Origin of the sequence: Streptomyces sp. NPDC097981, assembly GCF_040302565.1 — a bacterium.
Taxonomy (GTDB): domain Bacteria; phylum Actinomycetota; class Actinomycetes; order Streptomycetales; family Streptomycetaceae; genus Streptomyces.
Window position 1 is genome coordinate 37,396 of record NZ_JBEORW010000007.1, and the last position, 15,573, is coordinate 52,968.

Here is a 15,573-nt window from a genome sequence, read left to right on the forward strand (position 1 = left end):
CCGCCACGCGGCCCGCAGCTGTGCGCCAGAGCACACCGGGCCCGTTTCGCCAGCCGGTGACCGCGGAGGCGGCCGGTCGTTGAGCCGGGTGGCACAACTCCCGGGAGCCGGACCGCCGGACCCCCGGTCCCCCTGATGCGGAGCGGTTGCAGCTGATGAACGCCCACACCGTCACCGACCCGCAGATCCTGTCCCGGCGCCGGGTGCTCGCGGCCGCGGGTGCTGCCGGTGCGGCAGGTGCCGCGGAGGTCCTCGGTGCGGGCTCCGCGGCGGCCCGCCCCCGTACGGTCGGTGCTCCGGGCCCGCCCGCCCCGCTGATCCTCACGGCGGCCACGAACGGTGCGGCGAGCCTGTCGCCGGGCGGGGACCGGCTGATCGCCGAGATCCACAACGTGCTGTGGTCGGTGTCCGGTTCCGGGGGCGACGCCGTGCCGCTCACCGGGGCGGCCCTGGAGGCGAGCCGGCCCGTGCACTCCCCCGACGGCTCGCTCGTGGCGTTCTGCGCCTACGGCAGCGGCACGTACCACATCTGGACCATGCGCCCCGACGGCACCGGTCTGCGGCAGCGCACCGAGGGCCCGTTCGACCACCGGGGGCCGGCCTGGTCGCCCGACGGCACGCGCATCGCCTTCGCCTCCGAACGCGCCGGGGATCCGGTCGGCGGGGCTCCGTATCGCATCCATGTGCTGGATCTGCGGACCGGCGCGCTCACCCGGGTGAGCGGACTGGCCGGGCAGGGCGGGCCGCTGCAAGCGGGGGCGTGGGAGGACTTCGACCCCGCATGGTCGGGGGACGGGAAGCGGATCCTGTTCGTCCGGGCGGCGGTGGCGACTGCCGCGACCGGACCCGTGGCGGATGCCCGGACCATCGTGTCCGTCCCGGCGGACCGGTCGGGTCCGGTCACCGTCGCGTTCACCGAGGAGGAACCCGGCGCGCAGATCCTGGCGCCGGCCGTGGCGCCGGACGGCGGCCGGACGGCCTGGCTGCGGACCACGCCCCCGCCGAACGCCTCGTGCGTCCTCGTCGTCGACGGCCGGCCGGTGCCGCTCGCCGGGGATGTCGCGGCCCAGCCTCCGCGGTGGACGGCCGCCGGGGAGCTGCTGGTCACGGTCGACGGCCGGTTCACCCTCGTCCGCCCGCAGCGGTCCGAGGCGCCCCGGCCGATCCCGTTCCGCGCACGGTTGGCGGCGCAGCGGCCGCGCTACCGGGTCAAGCAGTACGACCTCGGCGGGGAGGGGCGCGTTCGGCCGGTCCGGGGTGTTCATCTGCCGGCGCTGTCCCCTGACGGCCGGTACGTCGCCTTCGCCGCCCTGAACTCGCTGTGGCTCGGCGGCACCTCGGGCGGGCGCCCGCCCCGGCGGCTGCGGCAGGCGGCCCCCACCCGCTATCTGCTCGCCCCGTCATGGGCGCCCGACGGGCGTTCGCTGCTGTACTGCGACGACCGCGACGGGCTGATGGGAGTCCACCGGCGGGACCTCGCCACGGGAGCGGAGAACACCCTCGCGTCGGGCGGCCGGGTGTTCCCGGCTCTGTCGCCCGACGGGCGGCGGCTCGCGTGCCTCGACCTGGTCGGCCGGCTCGTCGTCCGCGACCTGGCGAACGGCACGGAGCACGTCCTCGCCACGCCGCTCGGCGGGGGCGGGCTGCCGGGACGGCCCAGCTGGTCGCCCGACGGATCGCGCATCGCCCTGTGCGACCGCAACCGGCTCAACATGCGGTTCAGGGAGGGCTACAACCTGATCCGGGTGGTCGACACGGCCACGGGATCCGACCGCCTGCATCCCGTGGCCCCCCATGTCTCCGTCGCCGACCGGCACGACAGCGGGCCCGTCTGGTCGCCCGACGGCCGTTTCATGGCGGTGATCGTCGAATCCGCACTGTGCCTGCTGCCGGTCGCGCCCGACGGCAGTCCGCGGGGCGCGCTGCGCACCCTGGCGGCAGAACCCGCCGACCATCCCTCGTGGTCCGCCGACTCGAAGACGCTGCTGTACCTCTCGGGGGCCCGACTTCGCCTGATCGGCGTGGACGGCGGTCCGCCGAGGACCGTCCGCGTGCCGCTCGACCAGTGCCGGCCCGTGCCCGCGGACACGGTCGTGCATGCCGGGCGGCTGTGGGACGGGACGGGCGAGCGGGTGCTGGAGGACGTGGACGTCCTCGTGCGCTCCGGACGCATCGCCGCCGTCGAACCCCACCGCGCGTCCCGCCCGGCGGCACGGGGCGCACGGCGCATCGACGCCTCGGCCGGGACGGTCCTCCCCGGCCTGTGGGACACCCACACGCACCCGTGGCAGAGCACGTACGGGGGGCGCCAGAGCGTGGGCCAGCTGACGTACGGGATCACCACCGCCGTCTCCCTCGGCGGGTTCGCGTACGAACAGGCCCGGATCCGCGAGGCCGTGGCCTCCGGGCAGCTCGCCGGACCGCGGCTCCTGACCAGCGGTGAGCTCCTCGACGGGGCGCGCGTCGCGTACAGCATGGGGCGCGCCCACCGCACGGAGGCGGGGCTGCGGCGGTCCTTGGAGCGGGGCGCCGCGCTCGACTGGGATTTCGTCAAGACCTATGTGCGGGCGCCCTCCTGGGTGATGGAGCAGGCCGCCCGGTTCGCCCACGGCCGGCTCGGCGTGCGGTGCGGAAGCCATCTGGCGTCCCTGGCCCTCCAGCTGGGACAGGATCTGACCACCCATCTCCAGGCCACGGAGCGGGCCGAGGCGGGGCATGCCCGGACGGCATCAGGCCGCTCGTTCCATGACGTGACGGAGATCTACGGCGCCGGCGCCGGCCGGCTCGCCCTGGTCGCCACGCCCTTCGCGGCGATGCCTCTGCTGGGAGCCGATCCGGGACTGGCCGAGGACCGGCGGGTCACGGCGGTCATGGCGCCCTGGGATGCCGACCTGGTCCGCCGGTCCGCCGGGACGGCGCCGACGGCGGCGCAGTCTGCGACGCTGCGCAGGGAGACCGACGTCTACCAGAGGCTGCTGGCCGCGGGTGGCCTGGTCGCGCTCGGCACGGACTCGCCGCTGGTCCCGGTCGGGCTGTCGTTGCACATGGGGCTGCGCGCCCTGTACCGGGGCGGGCTGTCCCCGGCCGAGGCCCTGCGCACGGTGACCGTCCTGCCGGCCCGGCTCTTCGGGCTCGGCCACGAACTCGGCACGGTCCGGCCCGGCATGATCGCCGACCTCACCCTCGTGGACGGAGACCCGTTCACCGACTTCGACGCCCTGGTGCGGACCTCCGGCGTCCTCAGGGGCGGCGTACCCCACGCGACCGACGACCTCGTGGCCGCCTTCGCCCCGGCGGCCCGGCGGCAGGACGACCCCGTGGACTGGCGCCGGGAACGGCACTTGATGCTGCGCGACGGGTGCTGCCACGGCGCGGGGTAGGCGGTCATCCGCCCGGGCTGCGGCGGGCGAGGGCGCGGCCTCCCACCGCGAGGGCGATGGCGGCGACGATCAGCGTCGCCGCCACGGCGAACGTGATCCGCATGCCGTGGGCCACGGCCCCGGGTTGAGCCGTCGCGACGTCGGTCGTCGCCGATGCGAGCGCGAACACGGCTCCCATCACGGATGCGCCGGTGACGAGCCCGAGGTTGCGCGAGAGGTTGAGCACGCCGGAGACGACGCCCCGCCGGTCCGCGTCGGCACCGGCCATGACGGCGGTGTTGTTGGCCGTCTGGAACAGCGCGTAGCCGGCGGTGGTGACCACGAGGGGGACGAGGTAGCCGGCCACGCCGAGCGTCTCCGACGTGAGGGACAGGGCAGCGCAGCCCGCGGCCACCACGGCGAGCCCCGCGAACGTCATGCGCTGTGCGCCGAACCGGTCCGCGACACGGCCTGCGGGCACACCGGTCAGCGCGGCGACGAGCGGACCGGCCGACAGGACCAGTCCCACCGGGGCCTCGTCGAGCCCGAGTGCGCGGGAGAGGTAGAACGGGCCGACCACGAGCGTCGTCATCATGACGGTGGAGACGAGCGCGCTCATGCCGAGGCTCGCGCTCAGCAGCGGATCGCGGAAAACGGCCGGCCGGATCAAGGGGGATGCCGCCCTCGCCTCGGTCCGTACGAACAGGCCCACTCCGACGGCGGCGGCAGCCAGCAGGGCGGCGTTCAGCGGACCGAAACCGCCGCGCCCGACGGTCATGGCCAGCGCGTAGGCGCCGAGTGTCAGCGCGAGGAGCAGCGTGCCCACGTGGTCGAAGCGGCCCCGGCCGGTCTTCGTCCCCTGCAGGCCGGGGGGCAGGTGGCGGTGGGCCAGGAGGAGGGCGAGGACGCCGAGCGGGGCGTTGACGAGGAAGATCGCGCGCCAGCCGGGTCCGGCGATGAGCAGACCGCCGAGGGAGGGGCCGAGGGCCGTGCCGACCGAGGACATGGTGCCGAGCAGCCCCATGGCGCTGCCGGTCCGTTCCTTCGGGACCGTCGCTCCGACGAACGCCATGGCGAGGGCCATCATGGTGGCCGCTCCGAGTCCCTGCGCCGCCCGGGCGGCGATCAGCAGCCAGAGCGAGGGTGCGAGGCCGCACAGTACCGAGGCCCCCGTGAACAGGGAGATCCCGGACAGGAGCAGCCTGCGGCGGCCGATCATGTCACCGAGCCGGCCGACGCTGACGATCAGGGTGGTGATGGCGAGGAGATAGGCCAGGACGATCCACTGGACCTGCTGGAACGAGGCGTCGAAGACCTGCGCCAGCGTCGGCAGGCCGACGTTGGCGGTGCTGGTGCCGAGCGAGGACAGCAGCATGGACAGGGAGAGGCCGGCGAGTGCCCACCGGACCGGGGGCACCGTCCGTCCGGCGGTCGCGGCCACCGCCTCGACGCGTCCCGCATCGAGCAGTTTCATCGCGCGCTCCCTTCCGCAGTGGCCGTGCGCACGCCGGTGAAGACCGTGGTGGCGGACAGGAGGAAGGCGTCGGGCCGGTGCAGGATGCCCTGCGCCGACCCGGGATCGGTCAGCACGTCGAGTGTCTCGACGTCCTGCGCGTCCAGGAGGTCGCCCGCGATCTCCCGCAGCCGCGTCAGCTGGTCGTGCAGGAAGGCGCGGGCCGTCCCGCCCAGCGGGGCCGGCAGGTCGAGGAGGAAGGTGAAGCTCCCGACCCGGGTGAGCCCCGCGCGGCGGAGCATCGCGGGCCAGTCCTCGACGGCGGGGGTGCTGCCGGGCAGCTCGGAGCGCATGATCGCGAACCGCTTCTCCTGGGCGGCGTCGAGCCGGGCCTGGAGGCCGGGTGCGCCGATCCCGATGTCGCGCGGGAGGCAGCGCATCGGCAGACCGCCCTCCGCGACGGCGAGCAGCCCGCCGGGCTTCAGTGCACCGGCCAGGGCGTCCAGTGCGCCCTGCTGGTCGCCGAGGTGGTGCACGGCCTTGCTGCTCCAGATCAGATCCGCGGTGCCGAGGCCGTCCGCCCCGGGCCCGTCACCGGTGCGCAGGCCTTCGGGCAGGTCCGCGTGCCGGACGGCCACCCTGCCGTCGAGGCCGAGCCGCTCGGCGCGGGACAGGGTGCGGTCCAGCAGTCCGGGCGCGCCGTCGACGGCGACGGTCTCGGCGCCTGCGAAGGCCCCGGCGAGCACGCAGGTCATCACGCCGGGGCCGCTGCCTATGTCGAGGATGCGCCGGACCTCCGCGGAGGGACCGAGCAGCTCCCCGAGCCGGGCCGCCGTCCGGCGCAGCACGGGGAGCTGCAGTTCGCCTCCGGCCTCCAGCCGTTCTGCCATGGCGTCCCAGTCGGCGTCGGTGGTCTGGTGTGCGTGGCCGCGTCCGTGGTCGTGGCCGTGCTTGTGGCCGTGTGCGGGTCCGGTATCGCTGTGTGCGCTCATGCCTCGGAGACTGCCTCCGCGGAGACTGCGCGACAACTCTTGTTGCCGTTTCCGGGACAGCGGGGTGGAATGCCCCCATGGACGAACCACTGCCGTACCAAGCGGTCCTCGACGAGGTCGGGCCCCGGCTGAAACGGCTGCGTGCCAAGCGCGGTCTCACCCTGGCCGCGCTCTCCGAGGCGACCGGCATCTCCAAGAGCACGCTGTCCCGGCTGGAGTCCGGGCAGCGGCGCCCCAGCCTGGAACTGCTGCTGCCGCTCGCCGGCGCGTACGCCGTTCCGCTGGACGACCTGGTGGGCGCACCCGAGGTGGGGGACCCGCGGGTCCGGCTGACCCCTCGCGCTCTGCCGAACGGCGGGACGTTCGTCCCCCTGTCCCGGACCCCGGGCCCTCTCCAGGCGTACAAGATGATCATCACCGACCGGGGTGCCGAGCCGGATCTGCGGACCCACGAGGGCTACGAGTGGATGTACGTGCTGGAGGGGCGGCTGCGGCTGGTGCTCTCCGAGCACGATCTGGTCCTCGGCCCCGGCGAGGTCGCCGAGTTCGACACCCGGCTGCCCCACTGGTTCAGCAGCGCCGACGGCCGGCCCGTGGAGATCCTCAGCCTCTTCGGGAGGCAGGGCGAACGCATGCACGTCCGGGCGAAGCCACGCCCCGGCGCCGGGGCGGAGCAGCCCCGCACGCCGGACGCTACTCGTTGACGAGGACCGGGAGGGAGAGGACGGCGCTCGACGGGACGCCGGTGAGCTGATCGGCGGGCACGGTGAAGTCGATCCCGTCATGTCCCGCGCGCGGGCCCAGGTGGTGGTCGCCGCCGGGCGTGTCCGCGCCTTCCTCCTGGTAGTGGAAGGTGCCGGTCCCCAGAAGCCGGCCGTCCGCGTCGTAGTACGCGGCGCGCAGGTCCAGGCTCAGTACGTCGCTGACGTCCGAGGTGATCGCGAGATGCCCGCTGATGCCCGGTTTCCCGGCGGGCGTGAGCGTGAGCGCCGTCAACTGCACCCGGTCGGTGAACGGGCCGGGCTCGACGCGGACTTCGCCCGCCTTGGCGGGCGCGGCGAGGACCGCGGCAGGTGCGGGTGCGCCGCTCGGCGCGGGCAGGGCCACCGGGGCGGCGGAGCCGGCCGGCTTCCCGGCGGCGGCGCCGTCCGGGCCGGCCGAGCAGCCGACGGCGAGTACGAGGAAGGCGGCGGTGGCCAGCGTGGCGGCCGCCCTGCGGGAGAGGTGTCTCATCGGTACGCTCCTGGAGGGGCCGGGGCCGGGAGGGACGTGCCCCTCCCGGCCCCGGCTGCCCGAAGGTCAGTGCTGCTGGGGAGACCGGCTGAACAGCGCGCGGTACATCTTCCCGTACAGCTCCGTGTTGTTCTGGCTGGCGGCGAAGGCGCTGCCGCCGGGGCCGTAGGCGAAGATCGGCACGTCGGCGCCCGTGTGGTTGCCGGACAGGTACGTCAGCCACAGGCTCGCGTCCGGGCTGCCGTCCTTGACGCCCGCCGGGTCGTCGGGCGTACGGAACGTGGCGGGCGCGAAGTTCTTCGCGTCGCCCGAACCCGCGCCGTTGACGGCACCGCTGGAGCGGGCCGGGTCCTTGGCGCCGGAGGCCGTGCGCGAGGGGGTGCTGTTGTTCGCCGGGTTGCCGGCGTCCACGTTGGCCGGGGGCGCGACGGCCTCGGCGTTCGTGTAGGTGCCCTTCTCGATGATGTTGAAGCCGGCGCACTCGTGGTCCGCCGTGACGATCACGAGGGTGTGGCCGTCCTTCTTCGCGAACTCGTACGCGGCCTTGACCGCGTCATCGAAGCCCTTGACCTCGGCGAGGGTCTGCGCGGCGTCGTTGGCGTGCGAGCGCTTGTCGATCTGGGCGCCCTCGATCTGGAGGAAGAAGCCCTTGTTCTTCTTGCGGTCCTGCTGCTTGCGGTCGGTCAGCAGCGAGATGGACTTCCTGGCCATGTCCGCGAGCGTCGGCTCCTGCTTCTGCGGAGCGTCGGCGGGCAGGCCCGCCTTGGCCTGCTCGACGGTCAGGTTGCCGCGGTTGAAGAGACCGACGACCTTCTTGCCGTTGGCCTTGTCCAGGTCCGCCTTGGTGGCGACCTTCTGGCTGGCGGCGGTCTGGGCGGGCAGCGCCGGGTCGCCGAAGCTGCCGAGCACCTGGTAGCCCTGGGCCTGGAGCGCCTTCTGGTCGTCCGGCTCGAAGCGGGCGAGGCCGCCGCCAAGGATGACGTCGGCGGTGCCGTTGCGGGCTATCTGCTCGGCGATCGGCGTGATCAGCGTCTTGTCCTGGGGCGCCGGCTCGTACGTGCCGTCCTCCTTCTTGGGGAGGCAGGCGGCATCGGAGTACACCGGGCCCTGGCAGCCGCGCAGCAGCGCGTGGCTGAACTGCGCCGCCGGGGTGGCGTCGGTGACCTCAGCGGTGGAGACGTTGCCGGTGGCGAAGCCGGCCGCCTTGGCCTGCTCCATCAGCGTGGCGGCCTTCTTCTCGTACGAGTCGACACCGATGGCCGCGTTGTACGTCTTGACGCCGGTGGACCAGGCGGTGGCGGAGCTGGCCGAGTCGGTGACCAGCGCGGGCTTCTGACTGCCCTTCTCCACCGCGTACGTGGCGACGGCGCCCGTGAACGGGAGGCTCTCCATGGTGAGCTTGCCGCCGGGGCCGTAGTACCGGTCGCGGGCGGCGGTGACATGGGTGCGGCCCATGCCGTCGCCGAGGAGGTAGATGACGTTGTGGATCTCCCTCCCCTGATCGCCCTGCTGGGTGGCGGAGTTGGCGGTGACGGCCGTACCGGCGGCCACGGCACCGGCAATGGCCAGGACGGTCAACGTCTTTGCGGGACTGCGACGCATGTGTGGGAGATCCCCTCGGAAGTGCTGCTCGGGCATGCCGACCGTAGGAGGGTCATATGAACGCGCAGCGATCGAAGGGTGGCGCCGAGTCGAACGGAGCGGGCCCGTACGCCGTGCGCCTCGCCGCGGGCCGGGTGGCTCCCGGCCCGCGGCGAGGCGGTGCCCGCGTACGGGTGCGGCGGTCAGGCGGGCAGGGCGAGGAGCATCACGGGGCGGGTGGTGGGCTGGGCGGATCCGCCGGCGGGTTCGACGGTGAGCCCCACTCCGGAGGCCCCCTGGATGCCGCCCTGCATGAGCGTGGCCCCGTCGTGCGCCAGCAGCCCGGCGGGGCGCATGCTCCCGTGGTCGTCGAACCAGAGCTGGTACGTCCTGCCTTCGCCGGGGTCGGGGAGCCCGGAACCGATGAAGACGGCCCTGTTCTGCAGCTTGGAGCTGACCACGGAGGTGGCGGCCCCACCGGTGGTGCGGCCGCGCACCGTGCGGGCGTCCGGGGCGGCCATGACGGCACCGAGGTCCTGCAGTTGGCGCTCGGACGCCTGGGCCTGCTGCCGGGCCTCCTCGGTGCGCTGGTTCTGCCAGACGCTGACGCCGCCGAGCACGGCCGCCGCCGCGAGGCTCGCGGCGAGGGCCAGCGAGAAGGCCCTGCGGCGCAGGACGGCTGCCAGCGTCGTCGGCCTGCCCGTCGCGGGAACCAGCGGGGGCTGTTGGCGTACCGAGTCGATGCCGTACAGGACCGCGTCCTTCATCCGCGCGGGCGGCGGCGCGCTGGCCGCGGCGGCCAGGCGGGCGGCGGTGGCGGAGAATTCGGCCACTTCCTGCCGGCAGGAGGGGCAGTCCGCGAGGTGCGCGGTGAACGCCTCGTGCTCCGTCGGCGCGAGGGCGTGGAGGGCGTACGCGCCGGTGAGGGTGTGCAGTTCCCCGTCGTGCTTCATGCGGTCACCCCCATGCAGTCGCGCAGCCGGATGAGCCCGTCGCGCATGCGTGTCTTGATCGTGGGCAGCGGTGTGCGCAGGGTCTCGGCGACCTCGCGGTAGGTCAGTCCCTGGTAGTAGGCCAAGGTGACGGCCTGGCGCTGGATCTCGGTCAGGCCGCGCATGCAGCGCCGCACCTGTTCGCTCTCCAGACGCGTTTCGACCTGTTCCGCCACCTCGTCGAACGGGCGCGCCTGTTCGCGGGCGGCCTGGTCCTGTTCACGGTTGATCGCGGCCTGGGCGGAGCGGACCCGGTCGACGGCCCGGCGGTGGGCGAGTGTGGCGGCCCAGGTGAGCACGCTGCCCTGTTCGGGCCGGTAGCGGGCGGCTTGCCGCCAGAGGTCGATCATCACCTCCTGCGCCACCTCCTCGGACTGGGCGCGGTCGCGTACGACCCGGACGACCAGCCCGAAGACGGTCCCGGACAAGGCGTCGTAGAGGGCGGAGAAGGCGTCCTTGTCACCGCGGGCCACCCGGGACATCAGTTCTTCGAGCCGGGGCCCCGTGGCGTCGGGGACGCCGAAGGGCAGCGTTTGCCTCACCTGGTACTCGCCCCTCCCTGCGGATGCGGACGCGGACGCAGGTGCGTCCGCGGGTGCGGGTGCGGGGTGCAGTGACGCCCGGTGGTGGCGGATGGTCCGCCGGGGTCCGTCCATCGCATGACTGTCCTTCGTGTCGAAAGGGCCGGCCCTTCCACAAACAAGGCCGACCGCTCCGGATGGTGCCAGGTTCGCGTTCTTGACCGGACTTCGGAGCGGACATCCGTACGGATTGGCCTGCTCGTCCGGCAATTTCCGATCGGTGCGCACCCGATCGGGTGAAACGGTCCGTTTCCGCCCACCCGGGCGGGGTCCGGCGACGAAGAGGGCGGTGAAGGCGCGGTCCGTCCGGGTCTTCGACGGTGAGCCGCAGTTGACGGGACGGCGGTGAACGCTGTCTGCGGTGCGCCGATTTCCGTTTGCCGGCAACCGGAACCAATCCGCGGGCGCTCCGGCTGCGAAGCAGAAGTGAGACGCCGTCTCGGACGACGGCGCGGCGACCGGTCGGGAGTGAGCAGCTGTGCGAACGCAGAGTGTGGCCGTGATCGGCGGCGGGGTGGCGGGACTGACCGCCGCCTACGTCCTGCAGAAGGCGTGCGATGTCACGCTGTACGAGGCGGCCCCCCGGCTGGGAGGCCACGCCCACACCCATGAACTGCCCTCCCCGGGCGGTGGAACGGTGCGCGTGGACTCGGGGTTCATCGTCCACAACGAGCGCACCTACCCCCTGCTGCTCCGGCTCTTCCGCGAACTCGGAGTGAGCACGCAGGACTCCGAGATGAGCATGTCGGTGCGGTGCGACGGCTGCGGCCTGGAGTACGCCGGCGCCCGTGGACCTGCGGGCCTGTTCACCGGACGGGCGGCCCTGCGGGCCCGGTACCTGCGGCTGCTGGCGGAAGTACCGCTCTTCCACCGCCGCGCGCGCCGCCTGCTGGCCGCGGACCGTGCGGAGCACCACACCCTCGGCGCCTTCCTGGCCGACGGCGGGTTCTCCCCGTACTTCGTGACCCACTTCATCACGCCGCTGGTGTCGGCCGTCTGGTCCTGCCCCGCGCACACCGCGCTGGACTACCCGGCCGCGTACCTCTTCCGCTTCCTCGACCACCACGGCCTGCTGTCCGTGAGCGGTTCCCCACAGTGGAAGACCGTCACCGGTGGCAGCGCGGCCTACGTGGAGAAGGCCGCCAAGGAGATCAGCAACATCCGGACCGCCACCCCGGTCAGACGCGTGGACCGGATACCGGGCGGTGTCCTGGTGGGTGCGGAGGACGGCACCACCGACGCCTACGACGCGGTCGTCATCGCCACGCACCCCGACCAGGCACTGCGCATGCTGGCCGACCCCACGCGGGACGAGCGGCGGATCCTCGGCGCCTTCCGGTACGAGGCGAACCCGACCGTGCTGCACACCGACACCGGCCTGCTGCCCCGGTCTCGCCGGGCCCGGGCCTCCTGGAACTACCACCTCGCCGACTGCAGTCCGGGGGCGGAAGGGGTCCGGGTCAGCTACGACATGACACGGCTCCAGCGGCTGCAGGGCGACACCGGGTACGTCGTCAGCCTGAACGCGGGCGGCCTGATCGACCCCGAGCACGTCCTGGCCCGGATGGACTACGCGCACCCCGTCTACACACCCGAGTCGGTGGCCGCGCAGCGTGCGCTGCCCCGCCTCAACACGCGGGTCACCACGTTCGCCGGGGCCTACCACGGGTGGGGGTTCCACGAGGACGGCTGCCGATCGGGCGTGCAGGCCGCCGCGGCGCTGGGCGTCCGGTGGTGACCCCCGTGGTGACCCCGGTGGCGGCGCCCGGGGAGAGCAGCCCGCCGGTCCCGACGGCCCCCGCCGTCCCGCCGGTGGCCGTGCCGGCCCTGTACGACTGCCTCGTCTCCCATGCGCGGACGGCCCCGGTGCGGCACTCCTTCCGGCACCGCACCTACATGTGGCTCGTGGACCTGGACGCACTCCCCAGCCTCCCCTGGCCACTGCGCCCCCTGGCCCGCTTCGACGCCCGGGACCACTTCGCCGCCGCGCCGACCATCCGGGCCGGCCTCGACGCGTACCTGGCCTCCCGGGACGTGCACCTCGACGGCGGGCGGGTCCTGATGCTGGCCCACGCCCGTGTCCTGGGGTACGTCTTCAACCCGCTGACGCTGTACTGGTGCCACGACCGCGCCGGAGCCCTGGTCTGCGTGGTGGCCGAGGTCCACAACACGTACGGACAGCGGCACTGCCACCTGCTGCGGACCGACGACGCCGGCTGCGCCGAGGCGGCGAAGGAGCTGTACGTCTCGCCGTTCTTCCCCGTCGACGGCCACTACCGCATGCGCCTGCCGGAGCCGCGGGAGCGGCTGGAGATCGCCGTCCAGCTCGAACGCGCCGGGCAGCGGCCCTTCACCGCGACCCTGTGCGGCCGGCACCGCCCCGCCACCGCCCTCGCCCTGCTGCGCGCGGTCGCCCGGCGGCCGTGGTCCACGGCCGCCGTCTGGGCCGGGATCCGCCGCCACGGCATCCGCCTGCTGCTCCGCGGGCTGCCCGTCCAGCCCCGACCCGACCGCGCATCCCAGGAAGGCATCGCCCCGTGACCCTTTCCCTTCCCCGCACCGCCGACGAACCCGCGCAGCGCTGCTCCGCCGACGCACAGGCGTGGCCGGACGTGGCCCGGCCGCCGGCGGCCCCGTTCGGGCACGCGGCCGTCGCCCGCCGGCTGGTCCGCCGCGCCGTGGCGGCACTGCCCATACGCTGCCGGTTCGGGACCGATGCACCGCGCGGCAGCGGTCCCTCGCTGACCGTCCACGACCCGGACGCGTTCTTCCGCCGGATCGGGGCGCACGGACTGATCGGCTTCGGCGAGTCGTACATGGCGGGCGAGTGGGACAGCGACGACCTGCCCGGCCTGCTGACCGTACTGGCCGCGCACGTGGACGACCTCGTCCCCGCCCCGCTGCGGCGGCTGCGCGGGGCCTGGGTGCAGCACAGGCCCGAGGTGCAGCTGAACTCCCGGGCCGGTGCCCGGGAGAACATCCACCACCACTACGACCTGTCGAACGAGCTGTTCGCGCTCTTCCTCGACGAGACCCTGTCGTACTCCTCCGCCGTCTTCACCTCCTTCCCCGCGCGCCGCGAGACCCTGGCGGCCGCGCAGCACCGGAAGATCGACCGGCTCCTGGACCTCGCGTGCGTCGGCCCGGGAAAGCGGCTGCTGGAGATCGGCACCGGCTGGGGCGGACTCGCCCTGCGCGCGGCCGCCCGCGGGGCACACGTGACGACCGTGACGCTCTCCGCCGAGCAGCAGCACCTCGCCCGCCGCCGGATCGCCGCCGCGGGACTGGCCGACCGGGTGGACGTCGAACTGCGGGACTACCGCGACGTGGAGGGCCGGTACGACGCGGTGGTCAGTGTGGAGATGATCGAGGCGGTCGGCAGGGATTTCTGGCCGACGTACTTCGCCGCCCTGCGCGACGCGGTGGCGCCCGGCGGACGGATCGCGCTCCAGTCCATCACCATGGGGCACGAGCGGATGCTGCACACTGCCCGTACCCACACCTGGATCAGCAAATACGTCTTCCCCGGCGGCCTCATCCCTTCCCGCGAGGCCATCGAGGCGCACGCGGGCGGCGCGGGATTGCGGATCGTCTCCGACCAGGGGTACGGCGACCACTACGCGCAGACGTTGCGGCTGTGGCGGGAACGTTTCACGGAGGCGGCGGACGCCGTGGCGGCGCTCGGCTTCGACGCGACGTTCCGGCGCATGTGGGAGTTCTACCTCGCCTACTCCGAAGCCGGGTTCCGGGCCCGCTACCTCGATGTCCGGCAACTGCTCCTGACGGAGGACATCCGGCAAGGGGCACCGCAGTGAACACCGCGTCCTGGGAAGCCCTCGGGAGCAATCTGGCCGCGGCAGCCGCCACGGCCGCCGGCGTGCTGCTCCTGGCCTTCGCCGTCGGGACGGCACGGCGGCTGCACCGGACCGCGGACATCGCCTGGGGCCTCGCCTTCGCAGCGGTCGCGGCGGTCTCGTACGCCCTGTCGTCCGGGTACGGGGACGACGGACGGCGGCTGCTGGTCGCCGCCGCCACGGTCGTCTGGGGAGTGCGGCTGGCCCTGCACATCGCCTGGCGCGGCCGCGGGCACGGCGAGGACCCCCGCTACACGAAGCTCCTGGCGCGGGGGCGCGGCAACCCGAGCCTGCGCGCCCTGTACAAGGTGTACCTGCTCCAGGCGGGCCTGGTCTGGCTGGTCTCCCTGCCCGTCCAGACCGCCTCGTACGTCGACTCCCCCATCGGCGTCCTCGCGGTGGCCGGCGCGGCGCTGTGGGCGGTGGGTCTGGCCTTCGAGGCCGTGGGGGACTTCCAGCTCGCCCGGTTCAAGGCCGATCCCGCGCACCGGGGCGCGGTCATGGACCGGGGCCTGTGGGCATGGACCCGCCACCCCAACTATTTCGGCGACTTCCTCGTCTGGTGGGGTCTGTACCTGCCGGCGTGCGGCACCTGGCAGGCAGCCCTGCCGTGCCTGGTGTCCCCGGTGGCCATGACGCTGCTGCTGACGGAGGGGAGCGGCAAACGCCTGCTGGAAGCCCATATGGCGGACCGTCCCGGCTACGCCGCCTACACCGCCCGCACCAGCGGGTTCCTCCCGCTGCCGCCCCGGGGAGGCCGCGCATGAGGAAGCCGGCGGGCGCACTGGCGCTGTACCGGGTGCCACGCGACCCGGCTGCCGCGGTGCTCCTGCTGCACGGCGGCCGTCCGGAGGGGTTCGCCGCGCCGCCGACGCCGAACCTGCCGGGGCTGCGGATGCGCCCCTTCACGCGGGCGATCGCGGGTGCCGGGGCGGCGCGGGACGTGGTGGTGGCGGAGGTCCGCTACGTGCACCGGGGGTGGAACGGCCACCGCGCGGACCCGGTCCACGACGTCTGGCAGGCCCTGCGTGAACTGCGCTGTATCGCCGGGCCCCTGCCCGTGGTGCTGGTCGGGCACTCCATGGGAGGGCGCGCCGCGCTGCGGGCCGCCGCCGACCCGCTGGTGCGCGCCGTGGTGGGACTGGCACCGTGGTGTCCGCCGGGTGAACCGGTCCGCCATCTCGGGGACACGGCCGTGGTGCTCCTGCACGACGAGGCCGACCAGGTCACCGATGCTCGGGCGTCGTGGGACTACGTACGGCGGGCCCGCGCGCGGGGCGCCCGGGCCGCGGGCATCGTCATGCCGTACGGAGGGCACGCGATGATCCGTCAGGCACGCAGCTGGCACCGGGCCGCCACCGCCGCCACGCTGGGCCTCCTCGGCCTGACCGCCCTCCCGGAAGGACTGTTCACCAGCCGGATACCCGCTGCGGCTCGGCCGGGTTCCACCACGCTGTCGGCGGCGGGCGCCCATCGCCCGGTGTGACAGGCGGTGGGCGGCGGACGGTCGCGAAATTTTGGTGCAGAG

Annotated in this window: 13 protein-coding genes; 7 read left to right on the plus strand and 6 right to left on the minus strand. The window is 73.9% G+C overall.

The window, feature by feature from the left end; translation table 11 throughout:
* The first annotated feature begins 155 nt into the window (after positions 1-155).
* Positions 156-3,380: an amidohydrolase family protein gene (locus tag ABTY04_RS09070; protein WP_352212689.1), complete on the plus strand. Its 3,225-nt coding sequence runs from the start codon at positions 156-158 to the stop codon at positions 3,378-3,380.
* 4 nt (positions 3,381-3,384) lie between these two features.
* Here the strand turns inward: ABTY04_RS09070 and ABTY04_RS09075 are convergent, their stop codons facing one another.
* Together ABTY04_RS09075 and ABTY04_RS09080 are read right to left on the minus strand one after the other, a co-directional pair.
* Positions 3,385-4,833 (minus strand): MFS transporter, encoded by a 1,449-nt coding sequence (locus ABTY04_RS09075; RefSeq protein ID WP_352212690.1) that lies wholly within the window; start codon positions 4,831-4,833, stop codon positions 3,385-3,387.
* The gene (locus tag ABTY04_RS09080; protein WP_352212691.1) at positions 4,830-5,804 is read right to left on the minus strand and encodes a class I SAM-dependent methyltransferase; all 975 of its coding nucleotides are present in this window, start codon (positions 5,802-5,804) and stop codon (positions 4,830-4,832) included. The genes ABTY04_RS09075 and ABTY04_RS09080 overlap by 4 nt, the downstream gene beginning before the upstream one ends.
* A 77-nt stretch (positions 5,805-5,881) precedes the next feature.
* Between ABTY04_RS09080 and ABTY04_RS09085 the strand changes: the two genes are divergently transcribed.
* Positions 5,882-6,508 carry a helix-turn-helix domain-containing protein gene (locus ABTY04_RS09085; RefSeq protein ID WP_352212692.1) on the plus strand — a complete coding sequence of 209 codons (627 nt, stop codon included), beginning with the start codon at positions 5,882-5,884 and terminating at the stop codon, positions 6,506-6,508.
* Here the strand turns inward: ABTY04_RS09085 and ABTY04_RS09090 are convergent.
* The 4 genes from ABTY04_RS09090 to sigK all read right to left on the minus strand — a co-directional run bounded on the left by ABTY04_RS09090 (position 6,498) and on the right by sigK (position 10,152).
* Positions 6,498-7,037 carry a hypothetical protein gene (locus ABTY04_RS09090; protein ID WP_352212693.1) on the minus strand — a complete coding sequence of 180 codons (540 nt, stop codon included), beginning with the start codon at positions 7,035-7,037 and terminating at the stop codon, positions 6,498-6,500. The genes ABTY04_RS09085 and ABTY04_RS09090 overlap by 11 nt on opposite strands.
* Before the next feature lie 66 nt (positions 7,038-7,103).
* Entirely contained in the window at positions 7,104-8,639 is a 1,536-nt protein-coding gene (locus ABTY04_RS09095) for an alkaline phosphatase (RefSeq protein ID WP_352212694.1), read from the minus strand.
* Positions 8,640-8,821: 182 nt separating this feature from the next.
* The gene (locus ABTY04_RS09100) at positions 8,822-9,571 is read right to left on the minus strand and encodes an anti-sigma factor (RefSeq protein ID WP_352212695.1); all 750 of its coding nucleotides are present in this window, start codon (positions 9,569-9,571) and stop codon (positions 8,822-8,824) included.
* Positions 9,568-10,152: an ECF RNA polymerase sigma factor SigK gene (gene sigK / locus ABTY04_RS09105; RefSeq protein ID WP_502996592.1), complete on the minus strand. Its 585-nt coding sequence runs from the start codon at positions 10,150-10,152 to the stop codon at positions 9,568-9,570. Before sigK ends, ABTY04_RS09100 begins: the two co-directional genes overlap by 4 nt.
* Positions 10,153-10,669: 517 nt before the next feature.
* On the opposite strand from sigK, the gene ABTY04_RS09110 reads away from it, so the two are divergent.
* The 5 genes from ABTY04_RS09110 (at position 10,670) to ABTY04_RS09130 (ending at position 15,531) form a co-directional block, all read left to right on the plus strand.
* Entirely contained in the window at positions 10,670-11,929 is a 1,260-nt protein-coding gene (locus ABTY04_RS09110) for an NAD(P)/FAD-dependent oxidoreductase (RefSeq protein WP_352212696.1), read from the plus strand.
* A gap of 74 nt (positions 11,930-12,003) precedes the next feature.
* Positions 12,004-12,732 (plus strand): DUF1365 domain-containing protein, encoded by a 729-nt coding sequence (locus ABTY04_RS09115; RefSeq protein WP_352212860.1) that lies wholly within the window; start codon positions 12,004-12,006, stop codon positions 12,730-12,732.
* Entirely contained in the window at positions 12,729-14,006 is a 1,278-nt protein-coding gene (locus tag ABTY04_RS09120; RefSeq protein ID WP_352212697.1) for a class I SAM-dependent methyltransferase, read from the plus strand. The genes ABTY04_RS09115 and ABTY04_RS09120 overlap by 4 nt, the downstream gene beginning before the upstream one ends.
* Positions 14,003-14,812 (plus strand): DUF1295 domain-containing protein, encoded by an 810-nt coding sequence (locus ABTY04_RS09125; protein ID WP_352212698.1) that lies wholly within the window; start codon positions 14,003-14,005, stop codon positions 14,810-14,812. The genes ABTY04_RS09120 and ABTY04_RS09125 overlap by 4 nt, the downstream gene beginning before the upstream one ends.
* Complete coding sequence (locus tag ABTY04_RS09130) at positions 14,809-15,531, plus strand: alpha/beta fold hydrolase (RefSeq protein ID WP_352212699.1); 723 nt, start codon at positions 14,809-14,811, stop codon at positions 15,529-15,531. Before ABTY04_RS09125 ends, ABTY04_RS09130 begins: the two co-directional genes overlap by 4 nt.
* The last annotated feature ends 42 nt before the right edge of the window (positions 15,532-15,573 follow it).

Coding starts and splice junctions, on each gene's coding strand:
- ABTY04_RS09085 (WP_352212692.1), top strand. CDS start 5,882: ATGGACGAACCACTGCCGTACCAAGCGGTCCTCGACGAGGTCGGGCCC.
- ABTY04_RS09095 (WP_352212694.1), bottom strand. CDS start 8,639: ATGCGTCGCAGTCCCGCAAAGACGTTGACCGTCCTGGCCATTGCCGGT.
- ABTY04_RS09130 (WP_352212699.1), top strand. CDS start 14,809: ATGAGGAAGCCGGCGGGCGCACTGGCGCTGTACCGGGTGCCACGCGAC.
- ABTY04_RS09075 (WP_352212690.1), bottom strand. CDS start 4,833: ATGAAACTGCTCGATGCGGGACGCGTCGAGGCGGTGGCCGCGACCGCC.
- ABTY04_RS09070 (WP_352212689.1), top strand. CDS start 156: ATGAACGCCCACACCGTCACCGACCCGCAGATCCTGTCCCGGCGCCGG.
- ABTY04_RS09090 (WP_352212693.1), bottom strand. CDS start 7,037: ATGAGACACCTCTCCCGCAGGGCGGCCGCCACGCTGGCCACCGCCGCC.
- ABTY04_RS09100 (WP_352212695.1), bottom strand. CDS start 9,571: ATGAAGCACGACGGGGAACTGCACACCCTCACCGGCGCGTACGCCCTC.
- ABTY04_RS09080 (WP_352212691.1), bottom strand. CDS start 5,804: ATGAGCGCACACAGCGATACCGGACCCGCACACGGCCACAAGCACGGC.